The organism is Rhodococcus sp. PML026 (genome assembly GCF_000963615.1).
Classification (GTDB): domain Bacteria; phylum Actinomycetota; class Actinomycetes; order Mycobacteriales; family Mycobacteriaceae; genus Rhodococcoides; species Rhodococcoides fascians.
In genome coordinates, this window is sequence record NZ_KQ031365.1 from 15,825 (window position 1) to 35,691 (window position 19,867).

19 protein-coding genes are annotated in these 19,867 nt (G+C 64.9%); 15 read left to right on the plus strand and 4 right to left on the minus strand.

Features of this window, described 5'->3' with window-relative positions:
- The first annotated feature begins 203 nt into the window (after positions 1–203).
- The 9 genes from VF34_RS00090 to VF34_RS00130 are packed head-to-tail and all read left to right on the plus strand — an operon-like array spanning position 204 to position 10,545.
- Positions 204–1,814, plus strand: a complete 1,611-nt coding sequence (locus VF34_RS00090; protein WP_032374707.1) for an ABC transporter substrate-binding protein — start codon at positions 204–206, stop codon at positions 1,812–1,814.
- Positions 1,811–2,791, plus strand: a complete 981-nt coding sequence (locus tag VF34_RS00095) for an ABC transporter permease (protein ID WP_032366702.1) — start codon at positions 1,811–1,813, stop codon at positions 2,789–2,791. Before VF34_RS00090 ends, VF34_RS00095 begins: the two co-directional genes overlap by 4 nt.
- On the plus strand, positions 2,784–3,680 hold the full coding sequence (locus tag VF34_RS00100; RefSeq protein WP_032366701.1) for an ABC transporter permease: 897 nt from the start codon (positions 2,784–2,786) through the stop codon (positions 3,678–3,680). The genes VF34_RS00095 and VF34_RS00100 overlap by 8 nt, the downstream gene beginning before the upstream one ends.
- A complete protein-coding gene (locus VF34_RS00105; protein WP_032374708.1) occupies positions 3,677–5,275 on the plus strand; it encodes a dipeptide ABC transporter ATP-binding protein in 1,599 nt (532 codons plus the stop codon). Before VF34_RS00100 ends, VF34_RS00105 begins: the two co-directional genes overlap by 4 nt.
- Positions 5,268–6,347: an LLM class flavin-dependent oxidoreductase gene (locus tag VF34_RS00110; protein WP_032374709.1), complete on the plus strand. Its 1,080-nt coding sequence runs from the start codon at positions 5,268–5,270 to the stop codon at positions 6,345–6,347. Before VF34_RS00105 ends, VF34_RS00110 begins: the two co-directional genes overlap by 8 nt.
- Before the next feature lie 2 nt (positions 6,348–6,349).
- On the plus strand, positions 6,350–7,714 hold the full coding sequence (locus tag VF34_RS00115; RefSeq protein ID WP_032374733.1) for an NtaA/DmoA family FMN-dependent monooxygenase: 1,365 nt from the start codon (positions 6,350–6,352) through the stop codon (positions 7,712–7,714).
- Positions 7,711–8,451 (plus strand): DUF1684 domain-containing protein, encoded by a 741-nt coding sequence (locus VF34_RS00120; RefSeq protein ID WP_230595351.1) that lies wholly within the window; start codon positions 7,711–7,713, stop codon positions 8,449–8,451. The genes VF34_RS00115 and VF34_RS00120 overlap by 4 nt, the downstream gene beginning before the upstream one ends.
- Entirely contained in the window at positions 8,448–9,572 is a 1,125-nt protein-coding gene (locus VF34_RS00125; protein ID WP_045840624.1) for an LLM class flavin-dependent oxidoreductase, read from the plus strand. The genes VF34_RS00120 and VF34_RS00125 overlap by 4 nt, the downstream gene beginning before the upstream one ends.
- A 37-nt stretch (positions 9,573–9,609) precedes the next feature.
- On the plus strand, positions 9,610–10,545 hold the full coding sequence (locus tag VF34_RS00130) for an NADP-dependent oxidoreductase (protein ID WP_032374712.1): 936 nt from the start codon (positions 9,610–9,612) through the stop codon (positions 10,543–10,545).
- A 24-nt stretch (positions 10,546–10,569) separates the two neighbouring features.
- On the opposite strand, the gene VF34_RS00135 is transcribed toward VF34_RS00130, so the two are convergent.
- Positions 10,570–11,427 (minus strand): LLM class flavin-dependent oxidoreductase, encoded by an 858-nt coding sequence (locus tag VF34_RS00135; RefSeq protein ID WP_032374713.1) that lies wholly within the window; start codon positions 11,425–11,427, stop codon positions 10,570–10,572.
- Between the two features lies 1 nt (position 11,428).
- The gene (locus tag VF34_RS00140; RefSeq protein ID WP_032369853.1) at positions 11,429–12,448 is read right to left on the minus strand and encodes an aldo/keto reductase; all 1,020 of its coding nucleotides are present in this window, start codon (positions 12,446–12,448) and stop codon (positions 11,429–11,431) included.
- A gap of 93 nt (positions 12,449–12,541) precedes the next feature.
- Here VF34_RS00140 and VF34_RS00145 point away from each other — a divergent pair, with 93 nt between their 5' ends.
- Positions 12,542–13,132: a TetR/AcrR family transcriptional regulator gene (locus VF34_RS00145; protein WP_032374714.1), complete on the plus strand. Its 591-nt coding sequence runs from the start codon at positions 12,542–12,544 to the stop codon at positions 13,130–13,132.
- Positions 13,133–13,161: 29 nt separating this feature from the next.
- Here the strand turns inward: VF34_RS00145 and VF34_RS00150 are convergent, their stop codons facing one another.
- The gene (locus VF34_RS00150; RefSeq protein ID WP_032374715.1) at positions 13,162–14,976 is read right to left on the minus strand and encodes an FAD/NAD(P)-binding protein; all 1,815 of its coding nucleotides are present in this window, start codon (positions 14,974–14,976) and stop codon (positions 13,162–13,164) included.
- 126 nt (positions 14,977–15,102) lie between these two features.
- On the opposite strand from VF34_RS00150, the gene VF34_RS00155 reads away from it, so the two are divergent.
- The 4 genes from VF34_RS00155 to VF34_RS00170 all read left to right on the plus strand — a co-directional run bounded on the left by VF34_RS00155 (position 15,103) and on the right by VF34_RS00170 (position 18,675).
- Positions 15,103–15,513, plus strand: coding sequence for a nuclear transport factor 2 family protein (locus VF34_RS00155; RefSeq protein WP_027494254.1), 411 nt, complete (start codon positions 15,103–15,105; stop codon positions 15,511–15,513).
- 327 nt (positions 15,514–15,840) lie between these two features.
- Positions 15,841–16,713 carry an LLM class flavin-dependent oxidoreductase gene (locus VF34_RS00160; protein ID WP_032374716.1) on the plus strand — a complete coding sequence of 291 codons (873 nt, stop codon included), beginning with the start codon at positions 15,841–15,843 and terminating at the stop codon, positions 16,711–16,713.
- Positions 16,714–16,725: 12 nt separating this feature from the next.
- Positions 16,726–18,072: an LLM class flavin-dependent oxidoreductase gene (locus VF34_RS00165; RefSeq protein WP_032374717.1), complete on the plus strand. Its 1,347-nt coding sequence runs from the start codon at positions 16,726–16,728 to the stop codon at positions 18,070–18,072.
- A gap of 78 nt (positions 18,073–18,150) precedes the next feature.
- Positions 18,151–18,675, plus strand: a complete 525-nt coding sequence (locus VF34_RS00170) for a hypothetical protein (protein ID WP_027494251.1) — start codon at positions 18,151–18,153, stop codon at positions 18,673–18,675.
- Between the two features lie 14 nt (positions 18,676–18,689).
- Here VF34_RS00170 and VF34_RS00175 read toward each other — a convergent pair whose 3' ends face one another.
- Positions 18,690–19,169, minus strand: coding sequence for a winged helix-turn-helix domain-containing protein (locus VF34_RS00175; RefSeq protein ID WP_032366689.1), 480 nt, complete (start codon positions 19,167–19,169; stop codon positions 18,690–18,692).
- Positions 19,170–19,448: 279 nt separating this feature from the next.
- Between VF34_RS00175 and VF34_RS00180 the strand changes: the two genes are divergently transcribed.
- Positions 19,449–19,862 carry a GNAT family N-acetyltransferase gene (locus tag VF34_RS00180; protein ID WP_080729177.1) on the plus strand — a complete coding sequence of 138 codons (414 nt, stop codon included), beginning with the start codon at positions 19,449–19,451 and terminating at the stop codon, positions 19,860–19,862.
- Positions 19,863–19,867 lie beyond the last annotated feature (5 nt).

Genomic DNA, 19,867 nt, shown 5'->3' on the forward strand with positions numbered 1-19,867 from the left:
GAGTTGCCGCAGGCTTCGTCAACGGTTGCCGCCGTCTCCATGTCGATCTGTGCCGCCTCAACGGTTCGACCTGTCGCAGCTGACATTTCGTCACAACTCGTACTTCACACCTCACCTCATCATCTGCGCGCACTCCTTCCTGGGCACACCCAGCTCGGATGCGGGATCGTGCGCGCGATCGACCAGATATCGGAGACACCTACGTGTCCACTCGTCCTGCATTCCTGGTGGCCGGCCTGATCGCCACTACGGCCACAGTCCTCGCCGGATGCGCCGGTGGTGCCGCCACCACGGCCGCCGACGCCGGTCCGGCCCAGCCCGGCGGAACTCTGCGTTACGGCTTGTCCGGGGCCCCGACCTGCTCGGATCCTGCCCAGTCCGGCACCAACCAGACCATCTACGTCACCCGTCAGGTCGTCGATTCACTCACCGATCAGAACCCCGAAACCGGTGAGATCGAACCGTGGCTGGCCGAGCGGTGGGACGTGGGTCCCGATGCGAAATCCTTCACATTCACGCTGAAGGACGGCGTCACCTTCAGTGACGGCACGGTGCTCGACGCGGCGGCGGTGAAGGCGAATTTCGACGCGATCATCGGCCTCGGCGCAGCGAAGGCACCGTTGGCGGCGAGCTATCTGACCGGTTATCAGAGCGCCACGGTGGTCGACCCCTCGACGGTGCGCATCGACTTCGCAGCACCGAATGCGCAGTTCCTGCAGGCGAGTTCGACACCTCAGCTCGGAGTTCAATCCATCGCGACCTCGGCGCAGTCGGCCGAGTCGCGGTGCTTGGGTACCAATATCGGATCGGGACCGTTCACCTACGCGGATTACCAGCAGGACCGTTCAGTGACTCTGGCCAAGCGAAGCGGATACAACTGGGGTTCAGCGGTATTCGGTCATACCGGCGAGGCCTATCTCGATCGCATCGATTTCACCATCGTGCCCGAGTCGGGCGTTCGTACAGGAAGCTTGTCCTCCGATCAGCTCGACGCCGTCAGCGACGCGTTGCCGCAGGACGCTCCGCAGATCGAAGCGACCGGCGGCCGAATTCTGACCACCTCGAACCCGGGAGTCCCGTTCGGCATTCAGCCCAACGTCACTCGCGGTGCGCTACAAGACCCCGCCGTCCGGAAGGCCCTGGTACCGGCGATCAACCGTCAGGAACTCGTCGATACCGTCCTCGGACCCGACTTCCGCACGGCGACAAGCACGTTGGCGAGCGCCACCCCAGGTTACGTCGAGCTCGTCGATGTCACCAACGATCCCGAGAAGTCCAAATCGCTGCTCGACGGCGCCGGCTGGGTTCCCGGTGCCGACGGAATCCGTGAAAAGGACGGGCAGAGGCTGAGTTTCGAGGTCATGTACTCCGCAGTGTTCGCTGGCAACCAGGCGATCCTGGAGTTGACGCAGCAGCAGCTACGTGCGGTGGGCGTCGACCTGCAGCTCGAGTTGGTCTCGACGTCCGAGGCGACAGCACGTCAGGGCACCAAGGACTACGACTCCACGTACTACAACAGCACCCGCGCCGACGGCGACATTCTGCGCACCACGTTCGCCGTGGACGGACGTAACCTGAACGCGCGCGGCCCGATTCCCGATCTGGATGCATCGCTGACCGATCAGCTCTCGACCACCGATCTGACGGCGCGCAACGACATCCTCGCCACCGCTCAGCAGCAGGTGCTCGACAACGGACTGTGGATCCCCACCATCGAGCTGTCGCAGGCCGTCGGCGCGGCGTCGAAAGTGCAGGATCTGAAGTTCGAGGCCTCCGCTCGACTGCAGTTCTTCGATACCTGGCTGAGCGCATGATCCGGTACCTCGGACAGCGCGTACTGCAGGCAGTGGCAGTGCTGTGGGCCGCGTTCACCATCTCGTTCGGCGTGCTGTTCCTGCTGCCCTCGGACCCGGTCAGTCTCGCTGTCGACTCTGCCGGTTCGGGCACACCGGTCGACGCGGCGGCCGTCGCAGAATTGCAGGCCCGCTACGGTTTGGACCAGCCGGTGTGGGTGCAGTACTGGCATTCGCTGACCGGGGCTGTGCACGGCGATTTCGGATTGTCCATCGCCACCGGACAGCCGGTGACGACGGCGATCCTCGATGCCGTGCCGAGCACGCTCGGCCTCGCAGGCACCGCACTGGTATTGGCGGTCGTGTTCGGGTCGGCACTGGCGTACGCCGCGACGTACACCCGAACGCCGTGGCTGAAAAATCTGTTGTTCGCACTCCCGCCGCTCGGGGTGGCTGTACCGACCTTCTGGGTGGGACTGTTGTTACTGCAACTGTTCTCGTTCCAGTTGAGGTGGTTCCCGGCCTTCGGTGACGCCGGAGCGGCTGCACTGGTGTTGCCTGGGGTCACATTGGCATTGCCGACCGGTGCGGTCATCGCTCAGGTGTTGGCCACCAGCATGTCGACTACCTGGAAGCAGCCGTTCGTCGATGTTGCTCGCGCCAAGGGCGTCTCGCGGCTACGGGTGCAAACGCGGCATATAGCGCGGCTGTCGTCCATCCCGGCTTTCACGATCGCGGGTGTGTTGGTGGGGACGCTGCTCGCCGGATCGGTCGTCGTCGAGACGGTCTTCTCGCGGGCCGGAGTGGGACGGCTGACCCAGACCTCGGTGTTGGCCCAGGACATTCCGGTGGTGCAGGGCATCGTGGTGTTGACCTCGCTGGTGTTCGTCGTGGTGAACCTGGCCGTGGACCTGCTGTATCCGCTGATAGACCCGCGCATCGTGCGCGAGTACAAGCCTGCGCGCGCAGTCGCGGAACCGGAGAAAGCTCATGTCTGACATTCTGATTCGTGACCGCGAGGTTCGGGCGGAGGCGTTGCTCGAGGCAGAGCCGGTGCCGTCGACAGCTCGGCGTCGCCGGGTTCTGACGGACGCCCTGAAGCACGTGTGGCTTGCCTTGTCCGCGCTCGTGCTGCTGCTCGCGCTGGGATTCGCACTCTTCCCCTCCGTGTTCGCGAGCGGAGACCCGTTGGTGGGCGTGCCCGCCGACAAGCTCCAGGCCCCCAGTACGGCACATTGGTTCGGCACCGACAACATCGGCCGTGACGTCTTCACCCGCGTGGTGCACGGCTCCGGCCTGTCGTTGACCGCGACACTGCTCGCCGTCGGGATCGCACTGGTCGTCGGATCGCTCATCGGCCTGATCTCCGGGGCCGTCGGGGGACTCGTCGACGCCGTGCTGATGCGTATCGTCGATGTGCTGCTGTCGATTCCGACGCTGCTGCTGTCGCTGGCCCTGGTCACAGCGCTCGGCTTCGGAACCGTCAACGTTGCCATCGCCGTGGGGGTCACCCTCATCGCCAACTTCGCCCGGGTCATGCGGTCGGAGGTGTTGCGTGTGCGTCGATCGCTGTATGTCGAGGCGGCGTACGCCTCGGGTGTGCGATGGTTCGACGTCTTTCGCCGACACATCCTCCGCAACTCGTACGGTCCCGTGATTGCCCTCGCAGCAGTCGAATTCGGTATGGCGGTCCTGGCGGTCTCGGCGTTGAGCTTCCTGGGATTCGGCGCTGTTCCGCCCACACCGGAGTGGGGATCGCTGATCTCCGAGGGTCGGAACTTCCTCGCCACCGCCTGGTGGATGACCACCTTGCCGGGCCTGGTGATCGTGGCAGTCGTGCTGTCCGCGCACCGTCTCGGGCACGCACTCGAGAGGCGATCCGAATGAGCCCCATCCTCGAAGTCGACAACCTCACGGTCGGCTACGGCACGACGACGGCCGTGCGCGGAATTTCGTTCACCGTCGAACGCGGCGAGGTACTGGCCGTCGTAGGCGAATCCGGTTCGGGAAAATCCACCACGGCCCACGCGGTCATCGGCTTGCTGGCCGGCAACGGCCGGATCCGAAGTGGCTCGGTGACCTTCGACGGCCGGCGCCTGGACACCGCATCGGACAAGACACTGAATCGCTTGCGCGGTCGGCATATCGGGCTCGTCCCGCAGGATCCGACCACCTCACTGAACCCCGTCGTACGCGTCGGAGACCAGGTGGCCGAGGTGCTGCGTGTGCACGGGTTGGCAGATCGGCGTACCGCGAAGCTCGAGGCGATCCGCATTCTCACCGACGCGGGCCTCGACAACCCCGAGGTGCGGGCACGCCAGTACCCGCAGGACCTGTCCGGTGGGCAGCGGCAGCGGGTACTGATCGGTATCGCTCTCGCGTGCCGCCCCGAACTGGTGATCGCAGACGAACCGACCAGCGCCCTGGACGTCACCGTGCAACGACGCATCCTCGACCATCTGGACGCCCGAATTGCCGAGACGGGTGCCGCAGTTCTGTTGATCACGCACGATCTGGGCGTTGCGGCCGATCGCGCCGACCGGCTGGTCGTCATGAGTGGTGGTGAGATCGTCGAAACCGGTCCGACTGCAGAGGTGTTGGCGAACCCCACCCATCCCTACACACAGAAGCTGCTCGCGGCCGCGCCGTCTCTGAACTCGACGCTCCGTCCGGCCAGGACGGGTGCGGGCGATCCAATTCTGTTCGTCTCGTCGGTGTCGAAGCGTTTCGCCATCGGACGAGGCGTTCACCTGGATGCGGTGCGAGACGCCACGATCACGGTCGAGCGGGGTCGAACCGTCTCTGTCGTCGGCGAATCCGGTTCGGGGAAGTCCACCCTGGCGCGTATCGCGATCGGCCTGGAAACACCCTCCGCGGGCACGGTCACGTTCGACGGAATCGATGTCACCGGCCTTCGTGGCACGGCGAGGCGGGAGCTGCGGCGTCGAGTCCAGATCGTCTATCAGAACCCGTACGCATCACTGAACCCGAAGTTGCGCGTCGGCGAGATCGTGCGAGAACCGCTGGACGCGTTCAAGATCGGGACGTCCCGAGACCGCTCGGCGCGTGCCGCGGAACTGCTCGACCAAGTGGCTCTGAGCAGTGACCACCTGGCGCGTCGCCCGGCCGAGTTGTCGGGTGGTCAACGTCAACGCGTCGCAATCGCTCGGGCACTGGCGTTGGCACCGGAGGTGGTGGTGCTCGACGAGCCCGTATCGGCCTTGGACGTGTCGGTGCAGGCACAAATTCTTTCGCTGCTCGGCGATCTGCAATCCGAGTTCGGTCTGAGCTATCTGTTCATCTCGCACGACCTGGCCGTGGTTCGCCAGATCAGCGACACCGTGGCTGTGATGCAGTCGGGTGTGATCGTCGAATATGGCAGCACCGCTTCTATATTCGACAACCCCCAGCAGGAATACACCCGCGAGTTGCTCGCGGCCATCCCAGGAACAGCGACACAGAGAGTGGGTACCGGTGTCTGACAAGCTTTTCGTCACGGCAATCGAACCGAGGGGAACCGGCGCACATCCACAGGCGTGGCGGCGACAGGATTCTCGCGCCGAGGAAGTGTTCACCGCGGCATTCTGGATCGAACAACTCCGCGCGGCAGACCGGGCCGGGATCGATCTGGTCTTCCTCGCAGACTCCTTCGCTTCCCGGACCCTCGAGGCGGTTGCCGTGGCAGCCCGGGCTGCTGCGCTCACCGAACGCATCGGTTTGATCCCGACGGTCACCGTCACCCACACCGAGCCGTTCCATATCTCCAAGCAGATCGCGAGTCTGGACTTCGCCTCACACGGTCGCGCAGGTTGGCAGGTCGAGGTGTCCGGCGGCGCGGAGCAGGCAGCACTGTTCGGGCGTAAGGGCGAGCAGAACGAAGAGAGCCTGTGGCAGGAGGCCGACGAGGCCATCGAGGTCGTCGCTCGGCTGTGGGACAGCTGGGAGGACGACGCCGAGATTCGAGACGCTGCGACGGGCCGGTTCGTCGACCGAGACAAGTTGCACTACATCGATTTTCAGGGTGAGCACTTCTCGGTCAAAGGGCCGTCCATCACGCCGAGGTCACCTCAAGGCCAACCGCTGGTGACAGTGCGCGCCCACTCCGCCGAATCCACCGCGGTAGCGGCCGCCAGAGCGGACATCGTGCGGATTGCTGCAGACTCGATCGAGGGCGCAGCTGCCCTCGCGGCGCGTGTTCGACGGGCCGTCGTGGCCGAGGGCCGCGACCCGGTGGACGTGTTCGTGCTACTCGACGTCGAGACCTTGGTGTCGGAGACCGCGGCCGAAGAATTGGCGCAGCTCGAGAACTGGGCAGGTCGGGTACGTACGCCGCAATCGCTGCAGTACGTGGGTGACGTCGCCGGGCTCAACTTGCTTCTCGGAGCGGCCGAATCCGCGGGACTGGACGGGGTCACCCTCGTGCCGCTCGCGCTTCCGTCGGGAGTGAAGACACTCCCGGCCACGGACAGCAGAACCGGAGCGGCGGTGCGTGAGCGCCTCGGCCTGGCTCGTCCGACAAATCGTTTTGCAGCACCCGAAAGGAACAGTCGGTGACGATCTCGAAGCGGACCAAGAAGCAGATCCACCTCGGCGCGCATTTCCCTGGCGTCAACAACACCACCGTCTGGACCGACCCGGCGTCGAAGAGCCAGATCGAATTCGATTCGTTCGTCCACCTGGCCGAGTCCGCAGAGCGTGGGCTGTTCGACTTCTTCTTCCTCGCCGAAGGTCTGCGATTACGCGAGCATCGCAACAAGATTCACGATCTCGACGTCGTCGGCCGCCCGGACACGCTCACGGTGTTGAACGCGTTGGCATCGGTGACGACGAAGCTCGGACTCGCCGGGACGATCAACACCACGTTCAACGAGCCCTTCGAGCTCGCCAAGCAGTTCTCTTCGCTGGACCACCTGTCCGACGGGCGCGCGGCGTGGAACATGGTGACCTCGTCCGACGCGTTCACCGGAGAGAACTTCCGACGCGGTGGCTACCTCGACCGGGCCGACCGCTACGTGCGAGCGAACGAGATCATCGACGTCGCCCGAGAGTTCTGGGATTCGTGGCAGTCCGATGCGTTCGTCGTCGATCGGGATCGAGGTGTCTTCGGCCGAGAATCCGAGATCCGCACGGTCTCGCATTCGGGTCCTCAGTTCGATGTGACGGGCCGCTTCACGTTGCCGCGCAGTCCGCAGGGACACCCGGTGTTGTTGCAGGCCGGCGATTCCGACGAAGGTCGTGAGTTCGGTGCGGCCAAGGCGGATGCGATCTTCACCATCCACGGGACGCTGGAGGACGGGCAGAAGTTCTACACCGACGTCAAGGGAAGGTTGGCCAAATACGGCCGCGAGCACGCAGACCTGAAGGTGCTGCCCGCCGCGACGTTCGTCCTCGGGGACTCGGCCCAGGATGCAGCCGAGAAGGCCGACCGTATTCGGCACCAGCAGGTCAGCGGCAAGACTGCCATCTCGTTTCTGGAGCAGGTGTGGGGACGAGACCTGTCCGAGTACGACCCGGACGGACCGTTGCCCGACGTCGAGCCGAGCGGTGACGTGAGCATCACCCGTGGCCGCGCTCGCCACGGTGACCCGAGAACCCTTGCGCAGCAGTACCGTGAGCGTGCCGAGGCCGAGAATCTGAGCATTCGGGAGCTCATCATCGCGGTGACGACCCGGCAACAGTTCGTCGGAACGCCGGCACAGGTAGCTGAGGACATCGACAGCTACGTCCAGAACGATGCGTGCGACGGGTTCATCCTCGTTCCGCACATCACGCCGGCCGGGCTCGACGAGTTCGTCGACCAAGTCGTCCCAGAACTGCAGGATCGCGGTAGTTTCCGTACCGAGTACACCGGGAACACGCTGCGTGATCACCTCGGTCTGCGTCACCCGTACCAACAGCGTGAAGGAGTGCGAGCATCGTGAGTGAATTCGAGCAGGACTGGAAGCAGTGGCACGCGGACCGGGAAGCGTCCTACGGCGATCCATTGGGATGGTTGTCGCTGACCGGATTGTATTGGCTGACCGACGATTTCGAGATCGTTGCCGATCTGCCCGGCCGATGGCGGGCCGATGCGGACTCGGTGACCGTCGAGGGAGTGGACGGGGTGACGACTCTGAATCCGGTGGAGGGTGCGCCCGGGATCCTCGTCCACGACGGTGAACGCCGTATCGAGGTCATCCGCCGCACCGGCGCGGTGGCGTTGCGGGTCCACGATCCGAAAGCCTCGACCCTGCAGTCCTACAACGGGATACCGGCCTACGAACCCAGCGAGGAGTTCGTGGCCCGCGCCACGTTCACGCCCTACGACGCCCCGGTCACCGTGACGACAGGTGCCGTGGTCGAGGGTCTCGAACACCACCACACTGCGGTGGGCACCCTCGATTTCGAGCTGGCCGGTACAGCCCAGCAGTTGGTTGCGTTCGGCGGCAACGACACTGGTCTGAAGGTTCTGTTCACCGATGCCGCGAGCGGGGTCACCACGTACCCGGCAGCGCGGATCCTTGCTGTGGCGGAACCCGAGGGTGGCTCCGTGGCACTCGATTTCAACCGAGCAGCGAACCTGCCGTGCGCGTTCACCGACTACGCGACGTGCCCGGTCGCGCCGGCGGAGAACCGGCTGACGGTGGCTGTCGAAGCAGGGGAGAAGACGCCCGGATGACGCGCGTGCCGCTGTCCGTTCTCGACCTGGCACCGATCAGCGCTGGGTCGAGCACTGCTCAGGCGCTCCGGAATTCGCTCGATCTGGCACGACAGGCCGAAGAGTGGGGCTACGAGCGCTACTGGGTTGCCGAGCATCACTTCGTCGCTGCGGCCAGTTCTGCGCCTGCCGTACTGGTGGGTTTGATTGCGGCTGCCACCAACCGCATTCGTGTCGGATCGGCTGCGGTCCAGCTCGGTTTCACGACAGCTGCTGCCGTTGTGGAGTCCTTCGGAACGGTGGACGCGCTGTATCCGGGTCGTATCGATCTTGGTGTGGGTCGATCCGGGCAGCGCAGAGCAGCAGCCCTGACCGGTGCACAGCAGGCTGCGCCCGAGCACGCGGTGTCATCGGAACCCGGTGGACTGTTTCCAGTGGCGCCCGCTGCGGCGACCCCGCGAACGACCCCGCTGCTGGCTGCGTCTCTGGCTGCGCTGCAGCAGCCACACGCTGAGGTCCCGGAATTCGTCGATCAACTCGACGACCTTGTTGCGCTGCTTGCCGGTAGCTACGAGCGCGACGGGGTGCCGTTGACGGCACGCCCGGGTGTCGGGGCCGATGTGGCGCTGTGGCTGTTCGGCAGCAGCGCTGGGCCGACTGTCCGTGAGGCCGGTGCCCGCGGTCTGCCGTTCGCGGCGAGTTATCACTTCAGCCCGGGGACGACTCTCGAGGCGATCGACGAGTATCGCCGTGCTTTCGTGCCGTCGGCCCGGTTGCCCTCGCCGTACGTGGCGGTGTCGGCCGATGTGGTTGTTGCAGAATCAGATTCGCAGGCCCGAGAGCTGGCAGAGTCTTTTCCGCAATGGGTGCACAGCATTCGCAGCGGTCGAGGTGCGATCGAGTATCCGGATCCGAAGAACGTGGCACCGCTGACCGGCGAGCAATACGAGCTCGTCGCTGATCGAGTGGACACTCAGATCGTCGGATCTGCGGCGACGGTCGCGGTGAAGCTCGACGCCCTGCAGGAAGCGACCGATGCGGACGAACTCGTGCTCACCTCGGTCACATACGACCATGCGGACCGGCTGCGCTCGTACGAATTGCTCGGTAGGGAATGGGGACTGCCGCGCCTGCGGATCTGAGCGGAACATTTGCGTCGTGGTGACCGTTGTACCGCGCATGACACGAGTTGCAGTTGCAGCGTCCTACGGTGGACCGGACGTCGTCGAGATCGTCGAACGAGAGCTGCCTGAACCGTCCGAGGGCCAGGTTCTGGTCGAGGTCAAGGCGATCGGCGTCAACCCCTTCGACTACAAGAGCTACAGCGGCGCCTTCGGTACCGACGGGTCGAAGCTTCCGATTGCGTTGGGCAGCGAGGCGTCGGGCATCGTGGTGGCGGTCGGAGGAACCGTCGAGGGCCCGGTCGGTCCTGTCGCCGTCGGCGACGCGGTGGTTGTCTCCGGCCAGAACGGTACGTACGCCGAGCGGATTCTGGTTCCTGCGCGGTTCGTGTTCCAGAAGCCGGAAGCGTTGGACTGGAACGTTGCTGCGGGAGTACTCGCCGTGGCTGGAACGGCCTACGACGCACTCGAATCCGTCGATGTCACGAGCGGAGACACTGTTCTCGTGCATGGAGCGGCAGGCGGCGTCGGGTCCGTGGTGGCTCAGCTCGCTCTGGAGCGCGGGGCCACCGTCATCGGGACTGCGCGCCACCAGAACCACGACGCGCTCCGGTCCTACGGTGTCGAGCCCGTCGAATACGGCGACGGACTGATCGACCGGGTACGAGCAGCCGCACCGAATGGGGTGGATGCGGCAATCGACACGGTGGGCACCGACGAGGCCGTCGACGTCTCTCTCGAATTACTGACGGACAGAGCGAGATTGGTCAGCACGGCCGCCTTCGGGCGAGCTTCGGCAGACGGGTTCCTCACCGTCGGTGGGCCGGTGAGTATGGAGCGTCGACGCCTCGCATCCCCGGTGCTGCTGGAGCAGGCGGGTGCAGGCGTATTCGAGGTCACGGTTGCCAAGACCTTCCCGCTCGAGGACGTGGCGAAGGCGCATGCCGAACTGCAGTCGACGCACCCGCGTGGAAAGTTCGTTCTGGTTCCGTGAGGACAAGGCCCGGCGCACGGGTTCTTACGAGCGATCGATGAACGCCTCGGTCACTCTCTGCGCGATGCCGTCGGGATAGGGGCCGGGGAGGATGAGAACGACATGATCGAATCCGGCGGCCACCGCGTCGCCGATGTCGTTTCTCGTTCTCTCGGGTTCTTCGAACGACATCCCGAGCGCGATCGATCGTGTGATCGCCCCTGGATCGCGCCCGATCTCGGCGCAGTACCGGTCCAGTAGTCTGCCTCTGTCCAGTGCGTCGGCCAGGTCCCCACCGGGAATGTTCCATACGTCGGCGTGTTCGGCGACGAGGCGCAGCACTCCTGCCGCCCGGCCGCCGATCACGATCGGCGGGCCCGGTCGCTGAATCGGTTTCGGATTCTGGAACGCCCCGACGAGGTCGACGTGGCTGCCGTGAAAGTCGAAGGGTTCGCTCTCGGTCCAGAGCCTACGAATCACCGTGAGCGATTCACCCAGTCGCGCAACAGCGTTCGCAGCGTCGCTGTAGGGCAGCCCGCTCCCGTCGTACTCCCGTCTCGCCATCGGCACGCTCGGCCGTGATCCGGCACCGATGCCGAAGTCCAGCCGCCCGTGCGAGACAGCGTCGACCGTAGTGGCGATCTTCGCGAGGATCGCGGGTGGACGAATGCGGTTGCTGGTGACCATGATTCCCAATCGCAACCGCTCGGTACGAGCGGCCAATGCGGACAGCATGGTCCAGCCTTCGAAGATCGGGCCGTCGAGGTCACCGCCGATGGGCATGAGGTGATCGAACAGCCACGCGTGCTCGATTTCCGGAATGCCGTCTGCCTCGCGCCACACCCGGAGCAGGTCGGCGTAGGAGACGTTCTGGGGAGGGGTCATGATCCCGTAGCTGACCATGTCAGCGTCTCCGCAGGGAGGCGTCGAGCAGTGCCGGCGGGGTGTCGAACTTGTCGTCCGGCGCGAGATCGACTCCCGGAGCTACGATCTCGTCGATCCTGTCGAGGACATCGGCCGGGAGGACGGTGTCGGCGGCAGCGAGCTGCGAGTGTAGGTGCTCGACGGTACGCGGCCCGACGATCGCGCTGGTGACTCCCGGATGAGCCGTCACGAAACCGAGTGCGAGTTGGATCAGTGTCAGTCCGGCTTCGTCGGCAACACCGACCAGTTTCTCGACGGCGTCGAGTTTGGCCCGTCCCGTGGGAGTGTCCGTGCCGAATCGCTCGGGCATCATCGCCGCGCGGTTGGTGGTGGTCTCTCGCCCGGCCCGGATGGCTCCGGAGAGGAAGCCGCCCGCCAGGGGACTCCACGCCAGAACCCCCATTCCGTACTCCTGCGCGACCGGAAGGACGTGGGATTCGATGCCGCGCTGCAGGATCGAGTACGGCGGCTGCTCGGTGACGAACCGCCCTAGACGGTGCTCCCGTGCGGTCCACTGCGCCTGCACGATTCGGTAAGCCGGATAGGTGGAGGAGCCGAAGTATCGAATCTTCCCGGCACGCTGCAGATCTGTCAGCGCCGAGAGGGTTTCCTCGTCGCTCGTGGTGGGGTCCCAGCGGTGTATCTGGTAGAGGTCGACGTGATCGGTACCGAGTCGGCGCAGACTGTTCTCCAGTTCGGTGACGATCCAGCGGCGGGAGCTGCCCTGATGATTGCGTTCGTCGCCCATGGGGTTGAACACTTTGGTGGCCAGCACGATGTTCTCGCGCCGACCTTCGATCGCCTTGCCGACCATTTCCTCGGATTGTCCCTGGCTGTACATGTCCGCGGTGTCGATGAGGTTGATACCGCCCTCGAGTGCGGCGTCGACGATCGCGGTTGCCTCGTCTTGCGTGGTGCGTCCGATGGCACCGAAGTTCATCGCGCCGAGCGAGAGAGTGCTGACCTGGACGCCGGTGCGTCCCAGTGTGCGGTACTGCATGGGGATCTCCTTGTGGCCTCTGGAGGGGTTACTCTGCGAGTAAGCGGAACAACGTTCCGTAAACAAACATACGGAACGTTGTTCCGTTTGTCGATGGCTGGAGGAACAGTGACCGAGGCCGAAGCCGAGCAGCCCAGAAAGCGGGCGGATGCGAGGCGCAACGAAGCGACCCTGCTCGACGCGGCGGCGGCTGCGTTCGTCGAGTCGGGAGTAGAAGTGCCGGTGCGCGATATCGCCAGGCGGGCCGGCGTCGGCGTGGGAACCATCTACCGGCACTTCCCGACGCGGGGCGACCTCGTCGTCGCCGTCTTCCGACATCAGGTGGAGGCCTGCGCCGTCGCCGGTCAGGAGCTTCTCGCCGGCCGCGAATCACCGCACGCGGCGTTGGTGCTCTGGATCGATCGGTTCGTCGACTTCCTGGTCAGCAAACACGGTCTGGCCCAGGCCATGCAGTCGGACAGCGCCGGATTCGAGACCTTGCACAGCTACTTCCTGAACCGGCTGGTTCCGGTGTGCGAGTCATTGCTCGACGCCGCTGCGGACTCGGGGGAGATCGCCCCGGGGCAGACCGCATTGGAGTTGATGCGGGCGGTCGGCAACCTGTGCATCGGTGCCACGGACAGCCGCTACGACCCGCGCAAGATGGCGCGGGTGCTGATCGCCGGACTGCGCATCGCGCCGTGATCCGGTCCGTTGTCCGGCCGACCGACGGTTCAGCGGCTGTGCCGCAGTAGTTCTGCCGCGAGCTGGTCGTTGTGTCGGAAGAAGCCGGCGTTGGTCCTCGGCCGCGGAAAGGCACTCGACCACGTGTGTCCGGCGACCCATGGACCCACCGCGTAGCGGTTCTCGGCCGCCTCTCCCGACGCGGTGATCAATCGAGAGCGCCCGTCGACAGCTACTTTCGCTGCGCTGTGCTCGGTGGCGCGGATGTCGGTGATGTCGCCGCGCGTATGCAGGGTGCGAAGCAATTCGTCTTCGGCGGCGGCGATGGTTGCGACGGGTAAGCGCGCGTCGATCAGAGTGTCGGCGTGCACCACCACATCGTGTGCAGAGCTACGGGCGACGAACGACCCGTTCTCCGTGGAGAAGGTGACATCGGGGCCGAGGAAGTGAACGATGTCGGCCCGGCTGAGGGCCAGGAGTTGTTCGAGCCGTTCCGGTGGCGGACCGCTCGCGACGAAACTGAAGAACGAGTGCAGCCACCCTTCCACATCGCCTGCGACCGACTGCGCCGAAATGCGCCCGCGTCGCAACAACTCTCCGATGGTCATGTACACCGAGAGCAGTGCCGAGAAGACGGCGGCATCCGAGCTGTAGTAGGGATCTGCTCGACGACGAAGGTCGGTCTCGATGTAGGTCTGCAGCTCGGTACCTACCTCATCGAGTCCCTCGAAACGCCGTCCGGCAAAGGGCTTGTCGAGCCGTGCCAGATCGATGCGGTCCTCGTCCTTCGGAACGAATTGCTCCACGAAGGCGGTGAGTTCCTGCGATCCCCAGGTGATCTCGCTCAATCCGATCTCGAACTCCGGCCAGGAGCCGACTGTTCGCTCGGGGTGGGCCGTGAACAACTCGTAGTAATGAGCCCAGGCCAGTTCTTTGGATGCGAGCGGCCAGATTTCGTCGCGGAAGTGCAGAGGGCCGTGGCCGGGGAAGGCGTCGGCGGTGAAAAACTTCGGGAGGGGCGGGCGCGCCGCGGCGATGTCGTAGGAGATCTTCGCGTGGTACGGAACTCCGCGCCGCGAACCCGCATAGAGAATCGGTTCGCGGCCGGAGGCGGTGTACTCGAGCACGCCGTCCGCGTTGCGGGCGAACGATCCACCGCGAGTTTCCGCGAGCAACACCATCCAGTCGATGAATGCCAATCCGAGCCCGGCAATCAGCACCGGTTCTCCCGCAGGCACTCGGCTGGGATCGAGATCTGCGGTGTATCCGGGGCCGATGTACGTCAGCCCATGGGTTCGGGAGAACTCATCGAGCTGTGATTCACGGTGCGATGCAAGCGCATCCGGATGTCCCTGGGCCAAGAGCACGGCATCGGTGCGGATGGTCGACCCGTCGTCGAGTAGCAGTACCTGGTCGGCGGTCAGGTCCGTCACCCGTGCTCGATGAACGTGAACGTGCGTGTCGGTGTCGGCAACGGCGTGCTCGAACACCCAGCTGAGGTAGCGACTCTGTAAAGTCCGCGACGCGAAGGAATGCGGACCGAAATCGCGCAGTTCGTCCCGCAATTCGAGGTCCTGGCGCAGGGTGTCGGCATGTTCCAGAACCCACTGCGCCAGCGTCGGACCGGGGCGAATCGGACCGTCGACGACGGTGGTGTCGTCGGTGAACATGGTGACGTCGGCGGCCACCGAATTCATCCACAGCAGCGGTGGTTGACTGCTACGCCAGATGCGACCGGCCCCCGGAGGGAACGGATCGACGACGTGGATGTGCAGCTCCGCATCGGACCGGCGCGCCAGCAGTCGTTCGAGTACACCTGTGCCGCGCGGACCCGCACCCACAATGGCGATAGTGAACGATTTCACCGGCGGCCCTCCATCTGACACTGTCCCACTACGAGAAGTATGCACACGCCGAAAGTCGTTGCTGCAGGGGCAAAAAATCACGATGAGCGAATGTCTTGCGTCCTGGCGGTCGGCTACCCTTGCTTCATGAACTCGTCCGCGGACCACTTGGTCGAGCAGTACCTCGATGCACTTCGACGGGCCGACGTCGATGCGGTCCTGACTCTGTTCGCACCCGGTGCGGTTGTGCACTCGCCGCTGTACGGACCGACGCCCGCATCCGACTTCTATCGCGCGCTTTTCGCGGACACCTCGGGTGCGACGCTGACCTCGAAGGGCGTCGCCGAAGGTCGTACGTCCGAGGGCGCTCGACTCGTCACGTTCTGGTTCCATTTCGACTGGAGACTGCCCTCGGGTGTGGCGGCCCCGTTCGACGTGGTCGACGTCGCCGAACTCGACGAGAACGGACGCATTTCTGCACTGTCCATCGTCTACGACACCGTGGATGTGCGGCCGGTCTTCGAGCGCGAAACCGGGTCCTCGTGGAGGTCGACGTAGGTCGCACGACCTGATCGGTGGCAGCACAGGCAGGGGGTCCGGGCCCGCGAAGTGGTGACCTCGTGCTGACACTGCGCGTCTACGTACCGGCGTCTACGTCGTTCGAATCAGCGTGATCGCAACGGGTGTGCTCTACAGCGGATGAACCTAGGGTCCACGTATGACCTGGCTGAAAGCACTGGCGGCGGCGTTGATCGATCGACTCGGAGCTCAGCCTGCCTGCACCGCCGCGGCGCTGGACTTCGGAACTCGTGGTTGAGCCGTCCGGTGAAGATCGTCGGTACAGAGGACGCAGGAACACGACGAGTGCGAAGGGCTGAACCGAGGATGACCGAGACGTTGTACTTCGCCGTCGAACTCGACGGGTTCGACGAGACACCTGCGCTCCTGAAGGAGAACGCGGCCGCCGCCGAACGCGCCGGCTTCACCCTCGTCACCTTCGGTGATTCGCTGGTCTCCTCACGCGAGCGCCTCGATGCAGGTACTCGTGCGGCATTCGTCGCCTCCACCACGTCCACCCTCGGCCTGGCTCCCACGGTCCACACTCTGACGACCGAACCGTTCTTTCTCGCAACACAACTCGCGAGTGTGGACCACGCCTCGCACGGCCGCGGGGCCTGGGTGGTCGGTGTCGACAACAGCGCGGACACTCACGCGGCTGTCGGATCCGAGGTCCGCTCCGAGACCACCGCCGAAGTGCGGGACGTCATCGACGTGGCGGGGCGGCTGTGGGATTCGTGGGAAGACGACGCCGTCGTTCGAGACGCGGAGTCCGGCCGGTATCTCGATCCCGCTCGCGTGCATCACGTGCGCTTCGAGGGCGAATTCTTCGACGTCGTAGGGCCACTGATCACTCCTCGTCCGCCGCAGGGGCAGGTCGTCGTCATCGGCGACGCCGACCTGGGAGTCACCGATCTGCTCGATGTCGCACTCGTACGCGGGGACGGCATCGGCGAGCAGGCCGACACCGCTCGCCGCGACGGGGCCGCGCTGGTGTTCGCCGATATCGACCACCTGTCGAAGGCCGAGGCCCTCGCCGGAGTCGTCGACGGCGTCCGGCTGCACCTCGGTGGTGCGGCGTTGAAAGAGCTTGCGGTACCGGCACATCTGATTCGTCGACCGACGCCGGGACTGTCGCTGCGGGAGAACCTGGGGTTGCCGCGTCCGGTCAGCCGCTACGCCGCGGCTGCGCACGAGTAGAGAAGAGCTGTCATGGGCATCATCGACCATCACCCGGACACCGGCGCACCGTTCGACCCGAACGCGCAGATTCATCTGGGCGTGTTCTATCCAGGGATCGGCGCGCAGACGATCTGGGAGGATTCGCACGCCCCCGATCAAGTGGCCACCGACACGTTCATCGAGGTCGCCGGCACACTCGAACGCGGTTTGTTCGACGCGTTCTTTCTCGGGGACGGTCAACGTATCCGAGAGAACCGTGGCGACATTCTCTCCACCGACATCGCCGGCAGGCCCGACGCCATCACACAACTGGCGGCTCTGGCGTCGGTGACCGAGCGCATCGGACTTGTCGCGACCCAGAACACCACGTACAGCATCCCGGTGGAGTTGGCTCGTCGTTTGGCCAGCCTGGACGCGCTGTCGGACGGGCGCGCCGGATGGAACATCGTCACCACCGACAACGCCTGGACGGGTAGAAACTTCAGGCGCGGAGGATGGTTGGAGCACGAACGCCGTTACGAGCGCGCCACCCAGGTGGTCGAACTGGCGAAGCAGTACTGGGCAGGTTCCCCTGTGGAGTTCCACACCGATCTGCTCGAAGCGGTTGCGGCACCCAACGTTCGGTCCCGTGTGCAAGGTGGGCCGGTGCTGTTCCAGGCCGGCGACTCGCCGGGAGGACGGGACCTCGCGGCCCGGCACGCCGACGTCGTCTTCTCGGCCAACAACGCCTACGACGCAGCGGTGGCCTACGCCAAAGATCTACGTGCCCGGACGGTCGCCTACGGCCGACCCGCCGATGCCGTGAAGATCTTGCCCGGGGTGACCGTCGTACTCGGTGATACCGAAGCCGAGGCCGAAGAAAAGGTTCGGTGGCTTCGATCCAACGCGCACAACGGTGTTCGAGCCATCGCCTTTCTCGAGCACTATTGGGGCAAGGACCTCTCGGCGTACGACCCGGAGGGCCCACTACCCGACATCGATCCGGTGGACGCCGAGCTGGATCCGTCACGCGGCACGCTGTCCATCGACGCTCGGACCGGCAAACTGACTCAGATCGCGCAATGGCGAGCCCTCTCGGAAGAGAAAGGGCTGTCCATCCGAGAGTTGGTGCTCGAAGTGTCGCCGGCGTCGCGCTTCCACTCGGGAACCCCTGCGGCAGTGGCAGACCACTGGGCAGCCCTCGTGCGTCACCGTGTGGTCGACGGCTTCAACATCAACCCGTACCACTTGCGCGACGCCATCGGCGATCTGGTCGACAAATTGGTCCCGGCATTGCAGGAGCGAGGGGTGTTCCGTACCGAATACACCTCGACGACGTTGCGGGGACACCTGGGCCTCGACGGTGACGCTGCTTCCGACCGTGCACGGGCGTCGTAGCGGGCTGGGCACATCCCCATCTAACGATCAGGTCTCGGGTGAGGTCGTACGAGGTGTTCGACGCTCTACCATGGGCCTATGACTGCTGACCCGACCACGCCTGCACCGTCGACCAGCTCGGCGAATTGGAAGCGGCGCGGCATCCTGCTCGGTGCCGGCGTCGTTCTTCTGTTGATCGCTTACTTCGTTCTGGCGGCGTTCCTGCCGCGGTGGTGGAGCCTGCGCGTCGAGAGCCTGGCGGATCGCACGTTCACCAAGGGAATTCTGTGGGGCCTGCTGTTCGGAATCGTCTGCACGTTCGCGCCACTGATGTTCTTCTGGAGTGCGTGGTCGGTCCGAAAGGGTAGGGCGGGAAAGCAGTTGGCGATCGGATCGGTGATTCTCGCAGTCGTCACCGCCATCCCGAACCTGCTGACTCTGACCATCGTTCTGGGTACCAGCAACGCCGCCCACGCCGGCGAACGCACCCTCGATACCAGCGCACCCGGCTTCCGCGGCGCGACGGCACTGGGCGCGATCATCGCGGTGGTTCTGGTCGCGTTGCTCGTGTTCGTGGTGGTACGTCGGAACCGTCGACGTCGAACAGCAGCACTGACGCGGTAGTCGTGTAACTGATCTCAGGCGCTGCGCAGCACCGACGGCTCGGTGATGACGCGGATTCCGGGCTCGGGATCGAATCGGTAGCCGGTGCCGCGGACCGTGGTGATCAGTCGGCCGTACTGCCCGAGTTTGGTTCGCACCCTGGAGAGATGGACGTCGACACTGCGGCCGCCGTTCGAGTCACTCAGCTCGGATCTGTTCACGACGACACGAGGATGCTGGGCGAGATAGGCGAAGATCTCGAACTCGGTGTGGCTGAACCGAACGCTCTTGCCGGCGAGAACGACATCGCGTGCGGGTAGGTCGATGACAAGGGGAGCGTTGAGTTCGTTCACCCGGACGTCGAAACGCGTCAGGATCTTGGCATGTGGTGCATAGCTTTTTGCGGCGACGCGGAGAGCATCGGCGAGGGCGTGCAATTGCGGTCGAGTCAATCCCTGCAAGGATGACGTCCCGGAATCGGAGATGCGAAGAACGACGGTCGCTTCGGTGCTCATGGCTGTGGCTCCTGTGACAAGTGTCGACTGTGACAAGTGTTGTCGACGGTGGGGAGGTCGGATGGTCAGCGTGGGCAGCGACAGTTCGTGTTCACGCTGTCACAGTGCACGACGACGACTGGCCGCACCAGCAATAAACTCACCGTGATTGCAGCGGTTGACGCCGGCCCGTAGCGCGTGGTCCGATCGAGCGTGACCGATGTAGCGCAGTCCCGAACAGACCTCGTCACCCGCGCCGTCGACTGGAACCATCCCGACGCCGAATCGCTCCGTGCCGCAATGGCATCGGAGGTGGGTCCCCGATACGCGGACCGAGCGGCCTTGATGGCGAAGACGCAGGCCAATGCCGTGGACGAAGGCGACGTGCATCGCACGTTCGTCGTCTATCGGTGCGATGCGCAGAACGTCGAGCAGGCCGTCGGGCATGCCGCTCTGCGGTGGAACGGCCCCGACCTCGAACTGAAGCGAATGTTCGTTCATCCTGATCACCGTGGGTCGGGAGTCTCCACCGCGCTGCTGCAGGCGTCCGAGAATGCGGCCCGCGACCAGGGATTGCGGCGTTTGATTCTGCAGACCGGTGATCGTCAGCCCGACGCGGTGCGGCTGTACGAGAAGAGCGGCTACACCCGCATCCCGGTGTTTTCGCCGTACGAACTGCTGCCGTTCTCCAACACTTTCGAGAAGCGTTTGTGACTCCT

What these genes read in the sequence shown, in the direction of transcription:
- VF34_RS00095 (WP_032366702.1), top strand. Translation starts at nt 1,811, where the DNA reads ATGATCCGGTACCTCGGACAGCGCGTACTGCAGGCAGTGGCAGTGCTG.
- VF34_RS00100 (WP_032366701.1), top strand. Translation starts at nt 2,784, where the DNA reads ATGTCTGACATTCTGATTCGTGACCGCGAGGTTCGGGCGGAGGCGTTG.
- VF34_RS00105 (WP_032374708.1), top strand. Translation starts at nt 3,677, where the DNA reads ATGAGCCCCATCCTCGAAGTCGACAACCTCACGGTCGGCTACGGCACG.
- VF34_RS00125 (WP_045840624.1), top strand. Translation starts at nt 8,448, where the DNA reads ATGACGCGCGTGCCGCTGTCCGTTCTCGACCTGGCACCGATCAGCGCT.
- VF34_RS00130 (WP_032374712.1), top strand. Translation starts at nt 9,610, where the DNA reads ATGACACGAGTTGCAGTTGCAGCGTCCTACGGTGGACCGGACGTCGTC.
- VF34_RS00135 (WP_032374713.1), bottom strand. Translation starts at nt 11,427, where the DNA reads ATGGTCAGCTACGGGATCATGACCCCTCCCCAGAACGTCTCCTACGCC.
- VF34_RS00140 (WP_032369853.1), bottom strand. Translation starts at nt 12,448, where the DNA reads ATGCAGTACCGCACACTGGGACGCACCGGCGTCCAGGTCAGCACTCTC.
- VF34_RS00145 (WP_032374714.1), top strand. Translation starts at nt 12,542, where the DNA reads ATGGCTGGAGGAACAGTGACCGAGGCCGAAGCCGAGCAGCCCAGAAAG.
- VF34_RS00155 (WP_027494254.1), top strand. Translation starts at nt 15,103, where the DNA reads ATGAACTCGTCCGCGGACCACTTGGTCGAGCAGTACCTCGATGCACTT.
- VF34_RS00160 (WP_032374716.1), top strand. Translation starts at nt 15,841, where the DNA reads ATGACCGAGACGTTGTACTTCGCCGTCGAACTCGACGGGTTCGACGAG.
- VF34_RS00165 (WP_032374717.1), top strand. Translation starts at nt 16,726, where the DNA reads ATGGGCATCATCGACCATCACCCGGACACCGGCGCACCGTTCGACCCG.
- VF34_RS00170 (WP_027494251.1), top strand. Translation starts at nt 18,151, where the DNA reads ATGACTGCTGACCCGACCACGCCTGCACCGTCGACCAGCTCGGCGAAT.
- VF34_RS00175 (WP_032366689.1), bottom strand. Translation starts at nt 19,169, where the DNA reads ATGAGCACCGAAGCGACCGTCGTTCTTCGCATCTCCGATTCCGGGACG.
- VF34_RS00180 (WP_080729177.1), top strand. Translation starts at nt 19,449, where the DNA reads ATGGCATCGGAGGTGGGTCCCCGATACGCGGACCGAGCGGCCTTGATG.